Source organism: Psychroserpens sp., from assembly GCF_034670085.1.
Classification (GTDB): domain Bacteria; phylum Bacteroidota; class Bacteroidia; order Flavobacteriales; family Flavobacteriaceae; genus Psychroserpens.
Genome location: NZ_JAXMOD010000002.1, coordinates 380,929 through 401,012, shown reverse-complemented (window position 1 = coordinate 401,012; position 20,084 = coordinate 380,929). Strand labels below are relative to the sequence as shown.

Annotated in this window: 17 protein-coding genes; 9 read left to right on the top strand and 8 right to left on the bottom strand. The window is 33.3% G+C overall.

Annotated features, from left to right (window positions below; translation table 11 throughout):
* Positions 1–5: 5 nt before the first annotated feature.
* The 7 genes from ccoG to VOI25_RS05580 all read right to left on the bottom strand — a co-directional run bounded on the left by ccoG (position 6) and on the right by VOI25_RS05580 (position 8,783).
* On the bottom strand, positions 6–1,430 hold the full coding sequence (ccoG, locus tag VOI25_RS05610) for a cytochrome c oxidase accessory protein CcoG (RefSeq protein WP_323788029.1): 1,425 nt from the start codon (positions 1,428–1,430) through the stop codon (positions 6–8).
* Between the two features lie 53 nt (positions 1,431–1,483).
* A complete protein-coding gene (locus VOI25_RS05605; protein WP_323788028.1) occupies positions 1,484–2,398 on the bottom strand; it encodes a cbb3-type cytochrome c oxidase N-terminal domain-containing protein in 915 nt (304 codons plus the stop codon).
* Entirely contained in the window at positions 2,395–2,580 is a 186-nt protein-coding gene (locus VOI25_RS05600) for a CcoQ/FixQ family Cbb3-type cytochrome c oxidase assembly chaperone (protein WP_323788027.1), read from the bottom strand. The genes VOI25_RS05605 and VOI25_RS05600 overlap by 4 nt, the downstream gene beginning before the upstream one ends.
* 6 nt (positions 2,581–2,586) lie before the next feature.
* Positions 2,587–4,776: a cytochrome-c oxidase, cbb3-type subunit I gene (ccoN, locus tag VOI25_RS05595; RefSeq protein WP_323788026.1), complete on the bottom strand. Its 2,190-nt coding sequence runs from the start codon at positions 4,774–4,776 to the stop codon at positions 2,587–2,589.
* Between the two features lie 7 nt (positions 4,777–4,783).
* Positions 4,784–4,969, bottom strand: a complete 186-nt coding sequence (ccoS, locus tag VOI25_RS05590) for a cbb3-type cytochrome oxidase assembly protein CcoS (RefSeq protein ID WP_323788025.1) — start codon at positions 4,967–4,969, stop codon at positions 4,784–4,786.
* Between the two features lie 74 nt (positions 4,970–5,043).
* Positions 5,044–6,408 (bottom strand): oxygen-independent coproporphyrinogen III oxidase, encoded by a 1,365-nt coding sequence (hemN, locus tag VOI25_RS05585; protein WP_323788024.1) that lies wholly within the window; start codon positions 6,406–6,408, stop codon positions 5,044–5,046.
* Entirely contained in the window at positions 6,405–8,783 is a 2,379-nt protein-coding gene (locus tag VOI25_RS05580; RefSeq protein ID WP_323788023.1) for a heavy metal translocating P-type ATPase, read from the bottom strand. Before VOI25_RS05580 ends, hemN begins: the two co-directional genes overlap by 4 nt.
* Positions 8,784–8,890: 107 nt before the next feature.
* On the opposite strand from VOI25_RS05580, the gene VOI25_RS05575 reads away from it, so the two are divergent.
* Complete coding sequence (locus VOI25_RS05575) at positions 8,891–9,568, top strand: Crp/Fnr family transcriptional regulator (protein WP_323788022.1); 678 nt, start codon at positions 8,891–8,893, stop codon at positions 9,566–9,568.
* A 52-nt stretch (positions 9,569–9,620) separates the two neighbouring features.
* Here VOI25_RS05575 and VOI25_RS05570 read toward each other — a convergent pair whose 3' ends face one another.
* Complete coding sequence (locus VOI25_RS05570; protein ID WP_323788021.1) at positions 9,621–12,866, bottom strand: WD40/YVTN/BNR-like repeat-containing protein; 3,246 nt, start codon at positions 12,864–12,866, stop codon at positions 9,621–9,623.
* 214 nt (positions 12,867–13,080) lie between these two features.
* On the opposite strand from VOI25_RS05570, the gene VOI25_RS05565 reads away from it, so the two are divergent.
* The 8 genes from VOI25_RS05565 to VOI25_RS05530 all read left to right on the top strand — a co-directional run bounded on the left by VOI25_RS05565 (position 13,081) and on the right by VOI25_RS05530 (position 20,067).
* Positions 13,081–13,581: a cytochrome c gene (locus tag VOI25_RS05565; RefSeq protein ID WP_323788020.1), complete on the top strand. Its 501-nt coding sequence runs from the start codon at positions 13,081–13,083 to the stop codon at positions 13,579–13,581.
* 9 nt (positions 13,582–13,590) lie between these two features.
* Positions 13,591–14,166 (top strand): fasciclin domain-containing protein, encoded by a 576-nt coding sequence (locus tag VOI25_RS05560; RefSeq protein ID WP_323788019.1) that lies wholly within the window; start codon positions 13,591–13,593, stop codon positions 14,164–14,166.
* Between the two features lie 24 nt (positions 14,167–14,190).
* Positions 14,191–16,161, top strand: a complete 1,971-nt coding sequence (gene nosZ, locus VOI25_RS05555; protein ID WP_323788017.1) for a Sec-dependent nitrous-oxide reductase — start codon at positions 14,191–14,193, stop codon at positions 16,159–16,161.
* A 113-nt stretch (positions 16,162–16,274) separates the two neighbouring features.
* Positions 16,275–16,874, top strand: coding sequence for a hypothetical protein (locus VOI25_RS05550; protein WP_323788016.1), 600 nt, complete (start codon positions 16,275–16,277; stop codon positions 16,872–16,874).
* Between the two features lie 39 nt (positions 16,875–16,913).
* Positions 16,914–17,351: a nitrous oxide reductase accessory protein NosL gene (locus VOI25_RS05545; protein ID WP_323788015.1), complete on the top strand. Its 438-nt coding sequence runs from the start codon at positions 16,914–16,916 to the stop codon at positions 17,349–17,351.
* A gap of 4 nt (positions 17,352–17,355) precedes the next feature.
* Positions 17,356–18,591, top strand: coding sequence for a nitrous oxide reductase family maturation protein NosD (locus VOI25_RS05540; RefSeq protein WP_323788014.1), 1,236 nt, complete (start codon positions 17,356–17,358; stop codon positions 18,589–18,591).
* Positions 18,585–19,292 carry an ABC transporter ATP-binding protein gene (locus VOI25_RS05535; protein ID WP_323788012.1) on the top strand — a complete coding sequence of 236 codons (708 nt, stop codon included), beginning with the start codon at positions 18,585–18,587 and terminating at the stop codon, positions 19,290–19,292. Before VOI25_RS05540 ends, VOI25_RS05535 begins: the two co-directional genes overlap by 7 nt.
* Positions 19,285–20,067, top strand: coding sequence for an ABC transporter permease (locus tag VOI25_RS05530; RefSeq protein ID WP_323788011.1), 783 nt, complete (start codon positions 19,285–19,287; stop codon positions 20,065–20,067). The genes VOI25_RS05535 and VOI25_RS05530 overlap by 8 nt, the downstream gene beginning before the upstream one ends.
* The last annotated feature ends 17 nt before the right edge of the window (positions 20,068–20,084 follow it).

Below are 20,084 nucleotides of genomic sequence, written 5' to 3'. Positions count from 1 at the left end.
GTTTTTTAATTATAACTCCTAGGTCCTAAAAAATTTACTGTTGTTGTTTCAATGAGTTCTTCACCACTATAAACTTCAATCATTAATTTATTTTTATCACCTTTAAGTTCACTTTTATCAATTTCAATAAACAAAGTGCCTTCAGCTAATCCTTGTTCTTCAACTTCAATTAAACCTGTATTTGAGACCAATTTAATCTCACCTTTGTATTTGCGTAATTTAAAATTGACATTTTCTATCTTTTCTGTAGTCTTATTTATGAGCTTATAAGTAAATACATTACTTATTATGGTTTCGCCTTTATGCTCATAGAGTTGACCAGGCAATCGCAATACTCTTGCTTCAACATCATTTCTTAGTAAAAGCATTCCAACTAAGACACCAACTAGAATAAATAAAACTGCCGAATAGCCTTTTAGCCTTGGTGTAAATTCAAATTTCTTTCCTTTTTCAATATTATCTTCACTTGCGTATCTAATCAATCCTTTAGGAAGATTAATACTTTCCATTATATGATCACATTCGTCAATACAAGCTGTACAGTTCACACATTCTAATTGTGTACCGTTTCTAATATCGATGCCTGTTGGACAAACATTGACACACTGTAAACAATCAATACAATCTCCATGGCCAAGCGCTTCACGATCTTCATTTTTTCTGAACTTTTTTCTGCCATTTTCAGCTTCACCTCGTTTATGGTCGTAAGCGACAATTATAGATTTATTATCTAAAAGAACACCTTGTAGTCTTCCGTAAGGACAAGCAATGATACAGACTTGTTCTCTAAACCATGCAAATACAAAATAGAAAACACCAGTAAAGATAATTAATGGAAACAACGTTCCTAAATGCTCAAAAGGGCCATCTATAATGTATTTTAATAGCTTATCACTTCCAATTAAATAGGCTAAAAAAACATTTGCAATTAAAAAGGAGATCACTAAAAAGATAAACCATTTTAAAAGGCGCTTTCTGATTTTTTCAGCATTCCATTTTTGACGTTGCAATTTTCGTTGTTTATTCCTGTCACCATCAATCCAGTATTCTATTCTACGGAATACCATTTCCATAAATATGGTCTGCGGACAAATCCATCCACAGAAAATACGTCCGAAACCAACCGTGAAAAGCGTAATAAAAATGACGCCAATCAACATTGATATGACGAACAAGTGAAAATCCTGAGGCCAAAATGGAAAACCGAAAATATTAAATCGACGTTCTAATACATTGAACATCAAAAACTGGTTGCCATTAATTTTGACAAAAGGTGCAGCAAATAGAAAGGCTAATAACACATAGCTGACTAGTTTCCGCTTTTCATAATACCAGCCACTTGGCTTTTTTGGAAATACCCAAGCACGTTTGCCATCTTCACTTATTGTGCCAATGCTATCTCTAAATGTTTCGTTTTCAGGTGTCTTCACGATAATCTAATTTTGAGGCTTAGCAGATCTTACCCTGTAAAGTCAATAAAAATTTAATCCTCTTTTAGGTCTTCAGTTTCAGTTGCAACATTGTCATCTATCCAAATATCACCTTCAGGAGCTTTTGGTTCAGCTGGAGTTGTACCTTCAAATTGAAGTAAATAACTTGCAACTTGAGCCATTTCATTTGGCTTTAAACTTTGTTTCCATGCGATCATACCTTTACCGTCACGACCACCTTCAGAAATTGTTTTAAATACGTTTTTAATTCCACCACCTAAAATCCAATGTTTATCGGTCAAATTAGGACCAATTCCACCTCCACCATCAGCCTTATGACAAGCAACACAGTTCATTTCAAAGATTTTCTGACCAGCTTTTAAATCGCCAGCATCTGTTAATAATTCTACTGTATTAAAGTCGACTAAGTCCTTTGCGTGTTTCTTGTATTCTTCAATATCTATTCTTGCTTGTACTAAATCAGATTCAAGTTCTTCATATTGATTCTCTCCATTAAGTACATGGAATCTTACTAAATAAATAGCAGCAAAAATGATACTTGCATAAAATCCATATAACCACCATGGTGGAAGATTGTTATCTAATTCCTTAATACCATCATAATTATGATCTAAAATGATATCATGTTCTTCTTCTATTGGTTTAGAACCTAATAATTTAATATAGGTTTTATTAATCCATTGTATAGCTTTTGAAGGTTCTGTTTGTTTTAATTCAAATCTAGCTTTGGCTTCTTCATCTAAACTTTGGTACAACACATTTTTTATTGAAGACACTATGGCTTCAATTGCAATAATTATTAATAGTACTAATATCAAGAAAAGTAATACCATTGGTTTTTCAATAAATGCAGGTTGATCTCCTGAATCAATAGTGTATTCAACGATTCCCATTATTATAAAGAATATAACAGGCACTCTTATCCATGAAGGAATAAAATTTCTCATAATTCTGTAGTGTTTTGGTTGTCTAAAGGAAGGCTACTCACCTTATTGATATAGTCTTTTTTTGCAGTAATTACCCACCAGAAAAGGATGACGAAAAAACTGAAAAATATAAGTAAGGAGATCATAGGATAGATTTCTATTCCTGTGATACTTTCCATATGGTTTTTTACAAATTTTAGCATGATAAATTAGTTTTGAGTTGATGTTACTTCAGCATCTTTTACTTTAATGTCTGTTCCTAATCGCTGTAAGTATGCAATAATTGCAACGATTTCACGATTACGCATTTCAACAAAATCTTGTCCGCCAGCTTGTTTATCGGCTTCATAAGTTTGAGCAAAATCTGGATCTGAATACAAGTTTTTCTCGATTTGAGTACCTTGTTCCAACATAGACTGTTGCGCATTAGCAATCTCTTCTTCCGTATAAGGAACACCAAGACTAACCATTGCTTCCATTTTAGCTTCTGTTAGAGATTTGTCAAGTTCATTTCTCACTAACCATTGATATGCTGGCATGATAGAACCTGAAGATGTACTTTGCGGATCGTACATGTGGTTGAGGTGCCAGTTATCTGAATATTTACCACCAACTCGATGTAAATCTGGACCAGTACGTTTACTTCCCCAAAGGAATGGATGATCGTAAACAAATTCTCCGGCTTTTGAATATTCTCCATAGCGTTCAACTTCACTTCTAAAAGGTCGAATCATTTGCGAGTGACAACCAACACAACCTTCTCGTATATACAAATCTCTTCCTTCTAATTCTAAAGGCGAATAAGGTTGTACACTGCTAATTGTAGGGATGTTTGATTTCACCATAATGGTTGGAACAATTTGAACAATACCACCAATTAAAATGGCAACAGTTGCTAAAATTGTTAATTTAATAGGTTTACGCTCTAACCAAGTGTGCCATCCTTCTCCTGCAACACGTTTCTTAGATACGTTTTGTAAAGCTGGAGCTTCAGCTAATTCATCAGTAACTGAGCTACCTCTCATTATAGTTACAATAACATTATAAACCATAATAAGCATACCAGTAATAAATAGTGTTCCACCAATAGCACGCATCCAGTACATCGGAATAATCTCAGAAACTGTTTCTAAGAAGTTTCCATAAACTAAAGTGCCATCAGGATTAAATTGTTTCCACATACTAGCTTGAGTAAAACCAGCAACATACATTGGTAATGCATACATTATAATACCTAAAGTTCCAATCCAAAAATGAACATTGGCTAGAGCAGTAGAGTATAATTTAGTTTTTACTAATCTTGGTATTAAGTAATAAATCATACCAAAGGTTAAGAAACCATTCCAAGCTAAAGCACCAACATGAACGTGAGCAATAATCCAATCGGTAAAGTGTCCTATGGCATTTACATTTTTAAGTGATAGTAATGGACCTTCAAAAGTTGCCATACCATAACCCGTAATTGCCACAACCATAAATTTTAAAACCGGATCTGTACGTACTTTATCCCAAGCACCACGAAGGGTTAGTAATCCGTTTATCATTCCTCCCCAAGAAGGCATCAATAGCATTACTGAAAATGCAACACCTAAATTTTGTGCCCATTCTGGTAAAGCTGTGTACAGTAAATGGTGAGGTCCTGCCCAAATATATATGAATATTAATGACCAGAAGTGTACAATAGATAAGCGATAAGAGTATACTGGTCTATTGGCTGCTTTAGGTACAAAGTAATACATTAAGCCTAAGAATGGTGTTGTTAGGAAAAATGCAACTGCATTATGACCATACCACCATTGCACTAAGGCATCTTGAACACCAGCATACACCGAATAACTTTTTAATCCACTAACTGGTACTTCTAAACTATTAAAAATATGGAGTACTGCAACAGTTACAAATGTTGCTAGATAAAACCAAATGGCAACATAGAGGTGACGTTGTCTTCTTTTAAGAATAGTACCAATTAAGTTCCAGCCAAAAACCACCCAAATTAGAGCAATAGCAATATCAAATGGCCATTCTAATTCGGCATATTCTTTAGATGTTGTATACCCTAATGGAAGCGTAATTGCTGCGCCAACAATGATGAGTTGCCAACCCCAAAAATTAACCTTACTTAAAAGGTCACTAAACATTCTTGCTTTAAGCAATCGCTGTGATGAGTAGTAGACACCTGCAAAAATGGCGTTACCTACAAAGGCAAAAATAACAGCATTGGTGTGTAAAGGTCTTAATCGACCAAAACTTAACCACGAAATGCCGTCGGTTAGATTTGGGAATAAAAACATAAATGCAAGTAGTAAACCTACTAACATTCCTACAACTCCCCAAAGCATTGTAGCATAGAGAAAATTTTTGACGATTTTGTTGTCGTAATGAAACTGTTGGACTTCCATAATTTAATTAGTCTTTTTTGATTTTAACAGATGGTTTTGGTTGCTCTTTAACGAGTTCGTCTTCAAAAAGCATTCTAACGGAAGGTGTATAACTGTCATCGTATTGTCCGCTTTTTACTGCTGTAATAAACGCTACAAAAAACACGATAGCAACTATAATACTGATACTCAATAAAATATATATAACACTCATACCTATTAGAAGTTATGATTCAAAATTACGTTGGTTTGTACTCTTAGAATATGATATTTGTCATGTTTAAAAAATTAAATTGTCATTGAGAATACCTGGGTTTCTGGTCGACTTTTATGCAGCCTTAAATCAAATCCCATACATACATTTCTTATAAACGGTTTGGCCTCTTCAGGGACTTTTAGAACCTCGTTTTCAATTTGAATTAGACCATCGTTTTCAACTTCTTTTAATGCTTCTATAACCGAATTTATTTTTGAAAACTTTAATTTTTGATCGGTCCAAGAGGTTTCTAATTGACACATAATATTTAAAATATGTTGTCTAATAATCAAATCTTCATGGGTTAAAATATGGCCTTTAACTATTGGGATTTCTCCAGAATCTACAATGGTTTCATATTCCTTAACCGTTTTTACATTTTGTGCAAATCCATACCAACTATCACTAATGGAAGACATGCCTAAACCAATCATGAGTTGAGTTGTATTCGCAGTATAGCCCATGAAATTACGATGTAATGTTTTGTTAATTGTTGCCTTATATAAGTGGTCGCTTTTTAGAGCAAAATGGTCCATGCCGATTTCTTCATATCCTAAATCAATTAGGAGTTGTTTACCGGTTTCATAAAGTGCTCTTTTTTCATCTCCTTTGGGTAAGTTGTTTTCATTAAAACCACGTTGACCAACACCTTTTACCCATGGTACATGAGCGTAACTATAAAACGAAATTCGATCAGGACGTAAAAGTTTTGTTTTGTTTATGCTCTCGGTCATCGTATCTATATTTTGAAATGGTAATCCGAAAATTAAATCATGACTTATAGACGTATAACCAATGGCCCTTGACCATTCGGTTACTTTTTTTACCTGTTCAAAGGATTGTACACGATGAATTGCTTTCTGAACAGTTTCATCATAATCTTGAATTCCAAAACTAACGCGTGTAAATCCTAAACTATAAAGAGTTTGAAGTTGCTCCTTTGTTGTATTGTTGGGATGACCTTCAAAGCTAAACTCATAATCAGCGTGTAATTCTGAAGGTTCTAATAAACCATTAATAAGCTTGCTTAAGTTTTCAGAAGAGAAGAACGTAGGAGTTCCTCCACCTAAATGAATTTCTTTTATCAGTGGTGTTGAAGACATTAAATCAACATATAAAAGCCATTCCTTTAAAACCGTATCTATATAACTGTCTTCCATAGAATGGCGTTTGGTAATATGCTTATGACAAGCACAAAACGTACATAAACTTTCACAAAACGGAAGATGAATATATAGGCTTATGCCTTGTTCATTATTACTTTCGTTAAAAGAGGTTTTAAACGTTTCTAGCCATTTGTCTTTAGTAAATTGGGCTTCATCCCAAAAGGGTACCGTTGGATAACTTGTATATCTTGGACCTGGAATATTATATTTTTGTATTAATGAGTTGTTCATGATTTTGATAATTTTCTACCAACAAAAGTTGTTGCGATTGTTGTAAACACGACTATACTTATAGAACTCAACGGCATTAAAATTGCTGCTATAACTGGTGCTAACTGACCTGTAACCGCAAAATAAAGTCCGATTATATTGTAGATAAATGATAAAACGAAACTCCATTTTATAATGGTAATTGCGCTTTTTGAAGCTTTTATAAATTTGTACAGTTGATTAAATTTTGAAGCATCTAAAATGGCATCACAAGCAGGTGAGAAGACATTTACATTTTCAGAGATTGCAATGCCAACATTACTTTGAGCTAAAGCTCCAGCATCATTAAGTCCGTCACCAATCATAAGCACTTTAGCGCCTTCAGTTTGATGATATTTAATGTAGTCTAGCTTGTCGTCTGGTTTTTGATTGAATATTAATTTCGTCTTCGCCGGAAGTAATTTCTTCAGGTTTTCAAATTCACCTTCATTGTCGCCTGAAAGAATAACCAAATCAAATTGTTTTTTTAGCTTATTAAATAATTTAGATAAGCCCTTTCTATAACTATTATAAAAGGTGTATTTTCCTTTGTATTGATTATTAGTACTAACATGAACCGTTGTATTTAGTACTGCTGATTCTTCAGCGCCAACAAAACTCGCTGAACCAATTTTTATATGTTCATTATTATGTGTGGCTTCAATTCCCTTGCCTAAATGTTCTTCAAAATGATTTAAGGTTATGATATTATGTTCCTCTAAAATATTATATAATGTTCTACTTAAGGGATGATTAGAACCGCGAAGTGTGTTTTTTAGCAGCAGTTCTTCTGAAGAAGTTAAGGCGATTCCATCATAATTAGCAGTACTACTTTTGTTTGAAGTGATTGTACCTGTTTTATCAAAAATAATGGTATTTATTCCTGCAAGCTGTTCAATAACTGAAGCATTTTTTACATAGAATTTTAACTTTCCGAAGATGCGGAGCAAATTACCAAATGTAAAAGGGGCAGATAAAGCTATTGCGCATGGACAAGCAATGATTAACACTGCCGTAAACACGTTCATAGCTTTTGAAGCATCAGTGAAGAGCCAAAATGTAGTAGCCATAAAAGCTATACTTAATACAATGAATGTGAAACGTTTACTAATGGTATTGGTTAAAGTTGTAAAGCCATCTTCTTTATTCTTACTGAAAATATCATTACTCCATAATTGAGTTAGGTAACTTTGCTCAACCGATTTTATAGCTTCCATTTCAATAACTCCAGACGTTTGTTTGCCTCCTGCAAATAGTTTATCACCAGATTGCTTACTAACCGTTTCAGATTCTCCAGTAACGAAACTGTAATCAATTCTTGCTTTCCCATTAATAAGAATACCATCAACAGGAATTAATTCTTCATTTCTAATGAGTAAACGATCGCCTTTTTTAATGTCATAAACCTGAATTGGAGTTTCTTCGTTTTGCGAATTTATTTTTGTGATTGCGATTGGGAAATACGATTTGTAATCACGTTCAAAAGATAAAAAGCTATATGTTTTTTGTTGGAAGAATTTACCGAGTAATAAGAAGAATACTAAGCCTGTAAGGCTATCAAAAAAACCTGAACCTAAATCTAAAGCAATTTCAACTGTACTTCTTATAAATAAAACGGCAATTCCTAAAGCTATTGGAACATCGATATTTAATAATTTAGAACGCAATCCTTTGTAAGCCGAGACGAAATAATCACGTCCTGCATAAAATACAACTGGAATTGAAAAGGCAAACATGAGCCATCGAAATAGATGTTTGTATTGCTCCAGCCAAAATTCACCAACTTCAAAATATTCAGGAAAAGATAAGAACATTACATTTCCAAAAGCAAAACCTGCAATACCTAATTTGTAAATAAGACTGCGATTTACATTTTGTTGACCGGTTTTAAAATCATCTAATGAAATGTAGGGTTCGTATCCAATTGAACTCAATAAAAGCACAGCGTCTTTCAGTGAGCAGACTTCAGTTTTGAAAGTTATACGAACAGTTTTCTTTCCAAAATTGACTTGTGATGATGTGATATTTGGATTTAATTTATTGAGGTTTTCTAAAATCCAAATACAAGAGCTACAATGAATATGTGGAATATATAAAGTTGCAATTTGCGTATGTCCATCATCGAATTCTGTTAGTTTTTCAATTATATTCTGTTGGGAAAGAAAATCATATTTACCTTCTATTTCTTTAGGAATTGCTCCTGGTGAAGATTGTAGGTCGTAGTAACACGTTAAATCGTTTTCTGAGAATATTTCGTACACAGTTTTACAACCATTACAACAAAAATTTTTGTCATTAAAGGTTATTATTGTTGTGTTACAATCATCGCCACAGTGGAAACAATTAGTTTGTTCCATAATATTTGCTCATTTATACCTGAAGCAAAGGTTGTTAAAGAGATGGCTTTAAACTATGATTTTTGTCATGTTTTGATTAGTTTTGTGATACTTACAAAAAACTAGGTATGAGCAAGTGCGAACAATGCATAATCAAACAATTTAATTCCCTTAAAGCACTAACTAGAGAAGAGCTAGTTCGAATTTCTGGATGTAAAACATCTAGAATTATAAAAAAAGGGGAAGTTATTTTTGAAGAAGGCGATTCGATAAATGGTGTGTTTTGTGTTAAAGATGGTGTTTGTAAATTATCAAAGTTAAGTGCTAATGGTAAGGACCAAATTGTGAAATTAGTTGTAAAAGGGGATTTGTTAGGACAACGCTCTTTAGTTGGTGACGAGTCAGCAAACTTGAGTGCAATAGCTCTCAATGATATGGAAGTTTGTTTTATTCCAAAAAGTGAAATCATGAATGACCTACAAAAAAATCCTAAGTTTACATTAGACATGTTACAACAAATGGCGCATGATTTGAAAGATTCTGATAATGTCATTGTTGACATGGCTCAAAAATCTGTAAAGAATAGAATGGCTGATGTTTTACTCTATGTAAATGATCATTTTGGTGTTGATCAGAATGGGTTTTTGTCCATTACACTTGCGAGAGAAGATTATGCAAATATTGTAGGAACTGCAACAGAATCTGCGATAAGGATTCTTTCTCAATTTAAAAAAGAAGGTTTGATATCTACAAAAGGCAAACAAATAAAAATAGAAGACATCGATGGTTTAAATCGGATCGAATAAAAAAAGCTCTAAATGTTTAGAGCTTTTTTTATTTTAGATCATGTTGAAATATTTAATCTAGTTTAAATGTACTAATCTCTTTAAATGGATTAGTTTGAATAGTTTCCATTTTAGTTTGATAGGGTTTCCAAGCGTCATTAAAAAAGGTGTTTGTTTTTTCAAGCGCTTCCTTTACAGCGTCTTCAGCTTGTTTAATTAAAGTGTTTTCGGTAGCTGATAATCCATTTTGTCTTGAGCTAACATACCATCCTGCTATGCCTAATCTGTCATTTACAGTTACTACTGAGGTACTAGTAATTCCTTGTCGTTTATCTTCTTTTCCTAAGTACACGTCTATAAGTTCGTCAATCTCCTTAATTAAGTCTTTAGATGCTTTAATGTCATCTTTGTATTTTTCCTTATCCAGTTTACTTAAATCTCCTTTAAATTTATTTGCAATTTGTTTGCTTTCAACTAATTGTTTTACGGCGTTGGCAACTGTTCCTTGCATATTTTCAAGTTTTTTTGAAGCGTCATAAACTTCATTGGTATTGGCTATAGAAACCTCTAATCTAGGGTCTGAAGCTATGGTAATAGTTTCTTCAGAAGTTTGATCACCAAAATGTAAAATTGCTTTATATGTACCAGGTTTTACACTAACTCCACTTGGTTCTCTTTTCTGTTTTCTAATTGTTCTTGAAGGACCATAAACTCCAGATTCATCCATATACCAAGACCATTTATGAATTCCAGTAGAATCAGGTGCTTTTTGTTTTAATGTTCTAATTAATCGTTCACCATCATAGATTTTCATGGTTAATGAATCCCATTTTATTTTTGATTCTTCTTTGATATCATCATTTTCAGCTTCATCTTCATTATTGTCTTTGTCATCATCTTCATTATTGTCTTTGTCATCATCTTCGGTAGTTTCATCTTTTTTCATGTCCTCTATTTTTACATAATATGAAAAGATAGCACCATAATTTCTGTTCTCACCATGATACATTGCATCTGCTCCAAAACGGCTTCCTGTTGGTTGTTGATATGCTGCTTGATACGCAGTTGGTGGTGTAAATAATTCTAATTTTTGATTTATTATTTGTTTGTTTTTAGCCATTTCTCGTAGAGGTCGAATATCATCTAAAACCCAAGCTGCACGGCCAAAAGTTCCGATTATTAAATCATGCTCTCTTGGATGAATCACTAAATCTTTTACAGAAACAGTAGGAAAACCTTGAGTCCATTTCGTCCATGTGTTTCCCGCATCTATTGAAACATATAAGCCATCATCTGTTCCTAAGAACAGTAAGTTTTTTTCTATTGGATCTTCAACAATAGATAAAGCGTAGCTTTCTACATCGTTCCCATCAACAAGACGTTGCCACGTTTTACCATAATCTTTAGTTCGATATACGTAAGGCGTATAATTAAAACGTCTGTAGTCATTAGCAATTAAAAGAGCTTCACCTTTATTTTTATTAGACGCTTTTATTTGAGGAATCCAACTTCCAGCTGGTAAACCTTTAATATTGTTTGTTACATCAATATAGGTTTGTCCACCATTTTGAGTGTAATGTACTTTACCATCATCGGTTCCAACCCAAAACATATTACGTTCTATTGTAGAAGGTTCAATCACTAAAATAGAACAGTGATTTTCTGCTCCAGTGGCATCCATTGTCAATCCACCACTTTCATTTTGCTTTAATTTTTCAGGATCATTAGTTGTTAAATCTTCCGAGATAACTGTCCATGTTTCACCTTTATCTGTTGATTTATGAACAAACTGACTTCCGAAGTAAAGCGTACTATTGTTAAAAGGATCAATATTAATAGCAGAATTCCAGTTAAAACGTAATTCTATATTAGGGTCAGGATGAATTGGTCTAACTGTAAAATTGTTTCCAGTTTGCCAATCGTATCGACTTACATAACCTTGTTGACTCATTGACCAACCAAATCTTGAATCGTCTTTATCTGGAACGACATCAAAACCATCTCCAAAGCTAATTTCTTGCCAATAGCTATTTCTAATACCTTGAACTCGCCATATATATGCTGGACCTCTCCAAGAGCCATTATCTTGCATGCCTCCATAAACATTATATGGAATTTCATTATCAACATTAATATGATAAAATTGAGCTACAGGTAAGTTTCCTATAAAACGCCAACTTTTCCCACCATCTTTTGTTATATTCATTCCTCCATCATTACCATCAATCATAAAATTACCGTTAGTAGGATGAATCCACCATGCATGATGGTCTGGATGAACACCATTGCTTACACCATAAGCAGGCATCAATTGTGTGAAACTTTTTCCGCCATCTTCAGAGACATTTACATAGGTGTAAATTGAGTACACACGATTTTCATTTTGAGGGTCTACATAAATTTCAGAATAGTAGAATGGACGATTTCCAATATCACCTTTATCGTTAACTTTTTTCCAATTAAAACCACCATCTTCGCTTTTATACAAGGCATTCTTTTTAGCTTCAACTAAGGCATAAATTGTATTGGGTTTATTAGCTGCAATGGCTACTCCAATTCGTCCTAAATCACCCTTAGGAAAACCTTCCTTTTCCGTCATTTTCTTCCAAGTATTACCACCATCATGAGTGATATGTAATCCAGAACCTTCACCCCCTGATTTAAAAAACCAAGGGTCTCTTTTATGTTCCCAAAGTGCCGCAATTAACTTATTAGGATTTGATGGATCCATAACTAAGTCAGCTGCTCCAGTTTTATTATTTGCAAATAATATTTTAACCCAAGTTTTACCACCATCTGTTGTTTTATAAACTCCTCGTTCTGGATGTTCGCCCCAAGGGGAACCAATAGCTGCCGCATAAACCACATCAGGATTTGTTGGATCAATAATAACACGATGAATGTGACGTGTATTTTCTAATCCCATTAAATGCCATGTTTTACCAGCATCAAGAGATTTATAAATTCCATAACCACCATTTAAACTATTTCTAGGATTACCTTCACCAGTCCCAACCCAAATCACACTAGGATTAGATTGTTGTATAGCAACAGCACCAATTGAACCTGTTGCTTCCTTTTCAAAAACAGGATTCCATTTAATTCCACCAGATGTAGATTTCCAAAGGCCACCAGAAGCAGTACCAACATACATGATGTCTGTATTATTGTGGACAACATCAATACTTGTAACACGACCAGACATACCTCCTGGACCAATATTACGTGGTTTCATGTTTTTAACTAAATCCATAGATAGTTCTTGAGCGAAAAGAGAAAAAGATGCTAAAAGCATCACTATGTGAAATATGTTTTTCATATGTATAAAATTTGTGTTTTAGAAAAGTTGCATAAAGATAATCAAAAGTTATCGGGATGTTCTTTTCCTTAGAAATCTTTGAAAATATTTAACACAATAATTTACGAATTAGCACATGTGTTTTTAAATAAGACTATTTTATCCTAAATATGATAATTGTCATATAAATTACCTTTTTATGTCAGTAATTTTGTAGAATAAAATCAATACATAAATGAAGACAACACTAAAACTAATGACCGTTTTATTTGTAACACTACTTATAAGTTGTGGAGGCAAAGAAGAAAAGAAAAAAGAGTCTATCTCTTATGGCAAAAAAGAAGTGCCTGCAAAAACAGATACGCCTAAAGAGGCTGCATTGCCTGCATCAAAAAGAATAGACTTGACAAATAAAGGTATTGGTCCAATTACATCTGTTAAACTAGATGCAGAAATCGACCAAAAGATGGCAACTGAAGGTGAGGAGGTTTTTAAAAAAATGTGTACTGCATGTCATAGACCAGACAAGAAATTTATTGGACCTGCTCCATCAGGAATCATGGAGCGTAGATCAGCAGAATGGATTATGAATATGATTCTTAATCCAGAAGAAATGACTCAAAAAGATCCATTAGCAAAAGAATTATTGATGGAATTCAATGGTTCTCCTATGGCTAATCAAAACCTTACAGAGCAAGAAGCAAGATCTGTATTAGAATATTTTAGAACACTATAAACCATAATTATGAAAACAGCCAAAACACTCATTTTAGTTTTTGCACTAGTAGCTTTTGTTTGCTCGTGCAAAAATGACAACAAAGAAGCCTCAACGAACTCTACAGTAACCCAAGCTGATAATGAACCTAAAGAACGAACTGGTCAAGCTTTTATTGAAGATGATGGAAGCACAACTGTTTTAAGTATTGCAATTGGCTCTAAAGATCATTCGACTTTGGTTGCTGCAGTACAAGCTGCACAACTTGAAAACGCGTTGGTAAATGCAGGACCTTTAATGGTATTTGCTCCAACAAACGATGCCTTTGCTGCTTTACCAGAAGGGACAGTTGAAAATTTATTAAAACCTGAGAATAAAGATGCTTTAGCAAACATATTAAAGTATCATGTGACTCCAGGAAATTATTCAAAAGACTTTTTAAAGAAATTCAAAAAGTTAGGACAGGCTAACAATCAATATGTAAAAGTGGAAGTTGTAGATGGAGAACCTAGGATTGGAGGAGCAAAAATACTAGGCAGTGTGAAAGCAGGTAATGGTATTGTGCATGTCATAGATAAGGTATTATTACCACCAACAGAAGAATAAAACATTAATCAAATTAATTTTAAAATGAAAAACTTATTAAAATCAACTATTGCAATTGTATGTGTTCTTTTTGCGTTTACAAGTTGTAATAATTCAAAATCATCAGATAAAAAATCTGGTGCTTTAGCAAGTAATGTAGCTGAAAAAGTATACGTTGCTCCAGGAGAACATGACTCGCATTATGCTTTCATTTCAGGAGGTTACAGTGGTAACTTAACAGTTTATGGTTTACCATCAGGTAGAATGTTTAAAGAGATTCCTGTGTTTTCACAGTTTCCAACTTCTGGATATGGTTATTCGGAAGAAACCAAACCAATGCTAAATACATCTCACGGATTTATTCCTTGGGGAGATTCTCACCATCCAGATATCTCACAAACAAAAGGTGAAATAGATGGTCGTTTCATTTTTATAAATGAAAACAATACACCAAGAATAGCGAAGATTGATCTAAAAACCTTTGAAACTACTGAAATTATTGAAGTACCTAACAGTGCTGGTAATCACAGTTCTTCTTTTGTAACTGAAAACACAGAGTATGTTGTGGCAGGTACACGTTTTTCTGTTCCAATTCCTCAACGCGATATGCCAATTAAAGATTATAAAGGTAATTTCCAAGGTGCATTATCTTTTATTAGTGTAGAGCCGGAACATGGACATATGGACATAAAATTCCAAGTACTTATGCCAGGTTTTAATTACGATTTAGCACATCCAGGTCGTGGAGATTCTCATGGTTGGTTTTTCTTTTCGACCTATAATACTGAAGAAGCAAGTACGTTAATGGAGGTCAATGCCTCTCAAAATGATAAAGATTTTATTGCAGCGATAAACTGGAAGAAAATTGAAGAATATGTAAATAATGGTGGAGGGAAAATGATGCCAACTAATTATGCGCATAATGTATATGATGAAGGCACACATACAGCAACATCTACGATGATTAAAGAAGTTCGGGTTGTTAATCCGACTGAGGTTCCAGGAGCTGTATATTTATTGCCAACACCAAAATCACCTCATGGTTGTGATGTGGACCCAACAGGTAAATACATTGTTGGTAATGGTAAACTATCTGCAAATTTAACCGTGCATTCATTTACTAAAATGATAGATGCCATTAAAAATGAGAAATTTGCTGGAGACGCTTATGGTATTCCAATCTTGAATTTTGAAGATGTATTGGCAGGAGTTGTAGAACAAGCTGGATTAGGACCACTTCATACAGAATTTGATGATAAAGGAAATGCATATACTACGTTCTTTATATCATCTGAAGTTGTAAAATGGAAGGTAGGAACATGGGAAGTAATAGATAGACAACCAACGTTCTATTCAGTTGGTCACTTAACTATTCCTGGAGGGAACTCTGGTAAACCTCAAGGTAAATATATGTTCGCTATGAACAAAATTACGAAAGACCGCTACTTGCCAACGGGTCCAGAGTTAGAACATAGTGCTCAGCTTTACGATATTTCAGGAGAAAAAATGGAATTACTTTTAGATTTTCCTACTCATGGAGAACCTCATTATGCAGCTGCAATGCGTGCAGATATTATTAAAGAACGTTCTCAAAAAATATATAATTTAGAGGAGAATAAGCATCCATATGCTGCTTTTACTGATGATGACACAAAAGTAATAAGAAATGGTAATGAGGTGCACATTTATATGACCACAATTAGAAGTCACTTCTCGCCAGATAACATTGAAGGAATAAAAGTTGGCGATAAAGTATATTTCCATATTACAAATTTAGAGCAAGATTTTGATGTGCCTCATGGTTTTGCGATGATAGGTCAAAATACTTCTGAGCTATTAATTATGCCAGGGCAAACGAAAACCTCTATTTGGGAACCGAAACAAGTTGGTGTATGGCCATTCTATTGTACAGATTTTTGTTCTGCACTTCACCAAGAAATGCAAGGTTATGTTAGAGTTTCTCCAGCAAACTCAGATACACCATTGAAATGGTCTCTCGGAGAAGATATTGAATAAATGAATTAGGGAAATTTTGTTTTAGTGTTTATTTTCCTATAAAAAGGCGAGGGCCAATTTTTCGCTCTCGCCTTTCTTTTTAAAACACTATTAATACCACTAAATCTTTTATGATGAAAAAGTCAAACATCGTTATGCTGCTTGCTGCTATTTTACCTTTAGGACTATTTTTATTTCCGCTTTGGAAGATTACATTAGAAGCACCACAATATCCTACACCATTAGGAATGTACATACATATAAATGATTTTTCTGATGCCAATCCGCATGATATCAAAAATATTAACTTGATGAATCATTATGTAGGAATGAAGTATATTCCAGACGCCATTCCTGAATTTAAAATATTTCCTTTGGGAATTATCATTACTAGTGTTATTGGTCTTCTTGTTGCATTTAAAGGAAATTATAAATGGTTTTTGGGATGGTTTATTTTAATGATTATATTGAGTGCTGCAGGTATGTACGACTTTTATTTATGGGAACACGATTATGGTCATAATTTGGACCCTAAAGCTATTATGAAGTTTACCAATCCAGATGGAACTCAAATGGGATTCCAACCACCACTTTTTGGGAGTAAGGATATCTTAAATTTTAGAGCACATTCTTATCCGCAACTAGGCGCTTTGTTTTTAGCATTAGGAATTGCTGGAGGATTTGTAGCATATATAATTGGAAAGAAAACTCATAAAAAACAGTTGACTATGTAGAAACATATTAAAACACTAAAACACTAAAACACTAACATAATGCAAACACTAAAACACTATTTAAGCATTGCTTTGCTGTTCTTTTTTGTCAGTTGCAATGTGTCACCTAAACCTATAGATTATGGTAGCGATGGATGTCATTTCTGTAAAATGACTATCGTAGATAAAGTTCATGCAGCAGAAATTGTAACTACAAAAGGAAAGGTTTATAAGTTTGATGCTACAGAATGTATGATCAATTTTATAGATGAGTTTGATACTTCTGAAATAGCATTGTATTTATCAAATAACTTTACAAATCCTGAAGAGCTTATTGATGCAACCAGTGCAACCTTTTTAATAAGTAAAAATATTCCTAGTCCAATGGGTGCATATTTATCAGCTTTTAAAAACAAAGCTGATGCCAAAATTGCTCAAACAGATAAAGGAGGTGATTTATATACTTGGACCCAATTACTAGCACATTTTAAAGACTAGTAAAATGAGAAATCTAATCGTTTTATTCTTTGTCATTTTTATGACTAGCTCTTCCTATGCATTTCAAATTGAGGTGTGCAACACTTGTCCTATTTCAACGGTAAAAAAAGCAATTGCACAAGCAAAAGATTTTGATACTATTATTATTAAAAAAGGGACTTACAAAGAATATGGTATTATTGTAGATAAACCTTTAACTATAATAGGCAAAGATTACCCAGTAATAGATGGTGAGCTAAAGGGTGAAATCATAACTATTATTTCAGACAATGTCACTGTTGATGGCTTATTTATCATCAATGTTGGAACAAGTTACACCGAAGATTTTGCGGCAATTCGGGTTAGGAAAAGTAAGCATTTTGTAATCAAAAATTTAGTGCTTGAGAAGTTATTCTTTGGAATATATATCGAAAAATCAAGCTACGGAAAAGTATTTCATAATAAGGTTATTGGAGATGCCGTTGAGGAGTATAATTCTGGTAATGGCATTCAGCTGTGGTATAGTAACCATATTGAAATCGAACATAATTATGTTGAACATGTTCGAGATGGCATTTATTTAGAATTTTCTGATGATTGCATAATCAAGAATAATGTGAGTGCTTTAAATATAAGATATGGATTGCATTTTATGTTTTCAAATGATGATATCTATCAAGATAATACCTTTGAAAATAATGGAGCAGGAGTTGCAGTGATGTTTTCTAAAAAGATTAAAATGTATAATAATATATTTAAAGAAAATTGGGGAACCGCCTCTTATGGCATGTTGCTGAAAGAAATAAACGATGCCGAAATTATTGGCAATACATTTGAAGAAAATACCATAGGAATAAATATTGAGGGCTCTAACCGAATCATCTATAAGCACAACAATTTCAAGAATAATGGTTGGGCAATTAAAGTGAAAGGTGCGTGTTACTCGAATACCTATACAGAAAACAACTTTTTATATAATTCCTTCGATATTGCCTATAATAGTAAGATTAATGATAACATATTTGATAGAAATTATTGGAGCAGTTATACGGGTTATGATTTAAATAAAGATGGTGTGGGAGATGTGCCTTACAGACCTGTGAAATTGTTTTCGTATATCGTAAATCGAACACCAGAAACGATCATTTTATTGCGTAGTATGTTTATTGATATTATAGATTTTTCTGAAAAAGTCTCACCGGTATTCACGCCAGATAATCTATTAGATAATAATCCTCTAACAAAGAAAATAACATGGTAAGTGTTGAAAATTTGTATAAAAAATTCGGAAAGAACCAAGTCTTGAGTGGTTTGGATTTAACCATTAATGAAGGTGGAATATTCGCAGTACTTGGGCCAAACGGTTCTGGGAAAACAACTTTAATAAAGTCTATTTTAGGGATGGTTATTCCTGATAAAGGGCTGATACACGTACTTGGAGAAAATATAAAGCAAAACTCTGAGTATCGCCATAAAATTGACTACTTGCCTCAGATTGCAAATTTCCCTAGTAATCTAAAAGTGAAAGAGTTGATAAAGATGATTAAAGATTTGCGTCAATTTACTAATGAAGAAGATCACTTAATTAAGCTTTTTAAATTAGAACCTTTTTTAGATAAAAAATTGGGTAATCTTTCGGGAGGTACAAAACAAAAAGTCAATATTGTGTTAACCTTTATGTTTGATAGTCCCTTAATTATATTAGACGAGCCAACCACTGGATTAGATCCTATTTCATTGATACGTTTGAAGGATTTAATTCAAATTGAAAAAGCAAAGGGAAAAACCATTTTAATTACCTCACACATTATGAGTTTTGTTGAAGAAGTTTCAGATGAAATTGTCTTTTTATTAGAAGGCAAAATTTACTTTAGAGGTTCAATTTCAGAATTAAAAACTAAGACCAACCAGCCAGATTTTGAACATGCTATTGCGTCTATATTAACCGACAACCATGCTTAAAATATTAAAATATAGTTTTTACGATTTGATGCGGAGCCGTTGGAGTTACGTCTATTTCGCATTTTATTTGCTCTTAGGAATTGTGCTCTTGTTTTTAAATAATGATTTATCAAAAGCTGTAATAACCTTAATGAATGTCATCATTGTTTTAGTGCCTTTAATTGGAACCATTTTTGGTGTCATGTATTATTACAATTCTAAAGAATTTACCGAACTTCTGTTGGCACAACCTCTAAAACGGTCTTCCATATTTCTCGGACAGTATTTAGGTGTTGCTTTATCATTGTCCATTAGTTTGGTTCTAGGATTAGGAATTCCGTTCATATTCTATGGTTTATTTGAAAGTAGTGCCATTTGGGATTTCTCATTATTGCTCATTACTGGAACATTTTTGACCTTAATTTTTACAGCATTAGCCTTTAATATTGCTTTATCTAACGAAAATAGAATTAAAGGTTTTGGTTACGCAATCTTACTTTGGTTATTCTTAGCTATCATCTATGATGGTTTGTTTTTAATGACATTAATAATTTTTGAAGATTATCCTTTAGATAAGGTATCATTAATTGGTACAATGTTAAATCCCATAGATTTATCAAGAACACTGATCCTTTTAAAGCTAGATATTTCAGCATTATTAGGTTATACAGGAGCAATTTTTAAACAATTCTTCGGAACTAGTTTCGGACTAATAGTGTCTTTCGTTATGTTAACAATTTGGGTGGTTTTACCAGTGATGAGAATTGTATTTAAGTCGCAAAAGAAAGATTTTTAGAACTAATTAATATATTT

Bases quoted from the DNA above. Each gene is read 5' to 3' on its own strand.
- hemN (WP_323788024.1), bottom strand. From the start codon at position 6,408: ATGAACAACTCATTAATACAAAAATATAATATTCCAGGTCCAAGATAT.
- VOI25_RS05535 (WP_323788012.1), top strand. From the start codon at position 18,585: ATGGTAAGTGTTGAAAATTTGTATAAAAAATTCGGAAAGAACCAAGTC.
- VOI25_RS05560 (WP_323788019.1), top strand. From the start codon at position 13,591: ATGAAAACAGCCAAAACACTCATTTTAGTTTTTGCACTAGTAGCTTTT.
- VOI25_RS05550 (WP_323788016.1), top strand. From the start codon at position 16,275: ATGAAAAAGTCAAACATCGTTATGCTGCTTGCTGCTATTTTACCTTTA.
- ccoS (WP_323788025.1), bottom strand. From the start codon at position 4,969: ATGAGTGTTATATATATTTTATTGAGTATCAGTATTATAGTTGCTATC.
- VOI25_RS05600 (WP_323788027.1), bottom strand. From the start codon at position 2,580: ATGCTAAAATTTGTAAAAAACCATATGGAAAGTATCACAGGAATAGAA.
- VOI25_RS05545 (WP_323788015.1), top strand. From the start codon at position 16,914: ATGCAAACACTAAAACACTATTTAAGCATTGCTTTGCTGTTCTTTTTT.
- VOI25_RS05565 (WP_323788020.1), top strand. From the start codon at position 13,081: ATGAAGACAACACTAAAACTAATGACCGTTTTATTTGTAACACTACTT.
- VOI25_RS05540 (WP_323788014.1), top strand. From the start codon at position 17,356: ATGAGAAATCTAATCGTTTTATTCTTTGTCATTTTTATGACTAGCTCT.
- VOI25_RS05530 (WP_323788011.1), top strand. From the start codon at position 19,285: ATGCTTAAAATATTAAAATATAGTTTTTACGATTTGATGCGGAGCCGT.
- nosZ (WP_323788017.1), top strand. From the start codon at position 14,191: ATGAAAAACTTATTAAAATCAACTATTGCAATTGTATGTGTTCTTTTT.
- ccoN (WP_323788026.1), bottom strand. From the start codon at position 4,776: ATGGAAGTCCAACAGTTTCATTACGACAACAAAATCGTCAAAAATTTT.
- VOI25_RS05580 (WP_323788023.1), bottom strand. From the start codon at position 8,783: ATGGAACAAACTAATTGTTTCCACTGTGGCGATGATTGTAACACAACA.
- VOI25_RS05605 (WP_323788028.1), bottom strand. From the start codon at position 2,398: ATGAGAAATTTTATTCCTTCATGGATAAGAGTGCCTGTTATATTCTTT.
- VOI25_RS05575 (WP_323788022.1), top strand. From the start codon at position 8,891: ATGAGCAAGTGCGAACAATGCATAATCAAACAATTTAATTCCCTTAAA.
- VOI25_RS05570 (WP_323788021.1), bottom strand. From the start codon at position 12,866: ATGAAAAACATATTTCACATAGTGATGCTTTTAGCATCTTTTTCTCTT.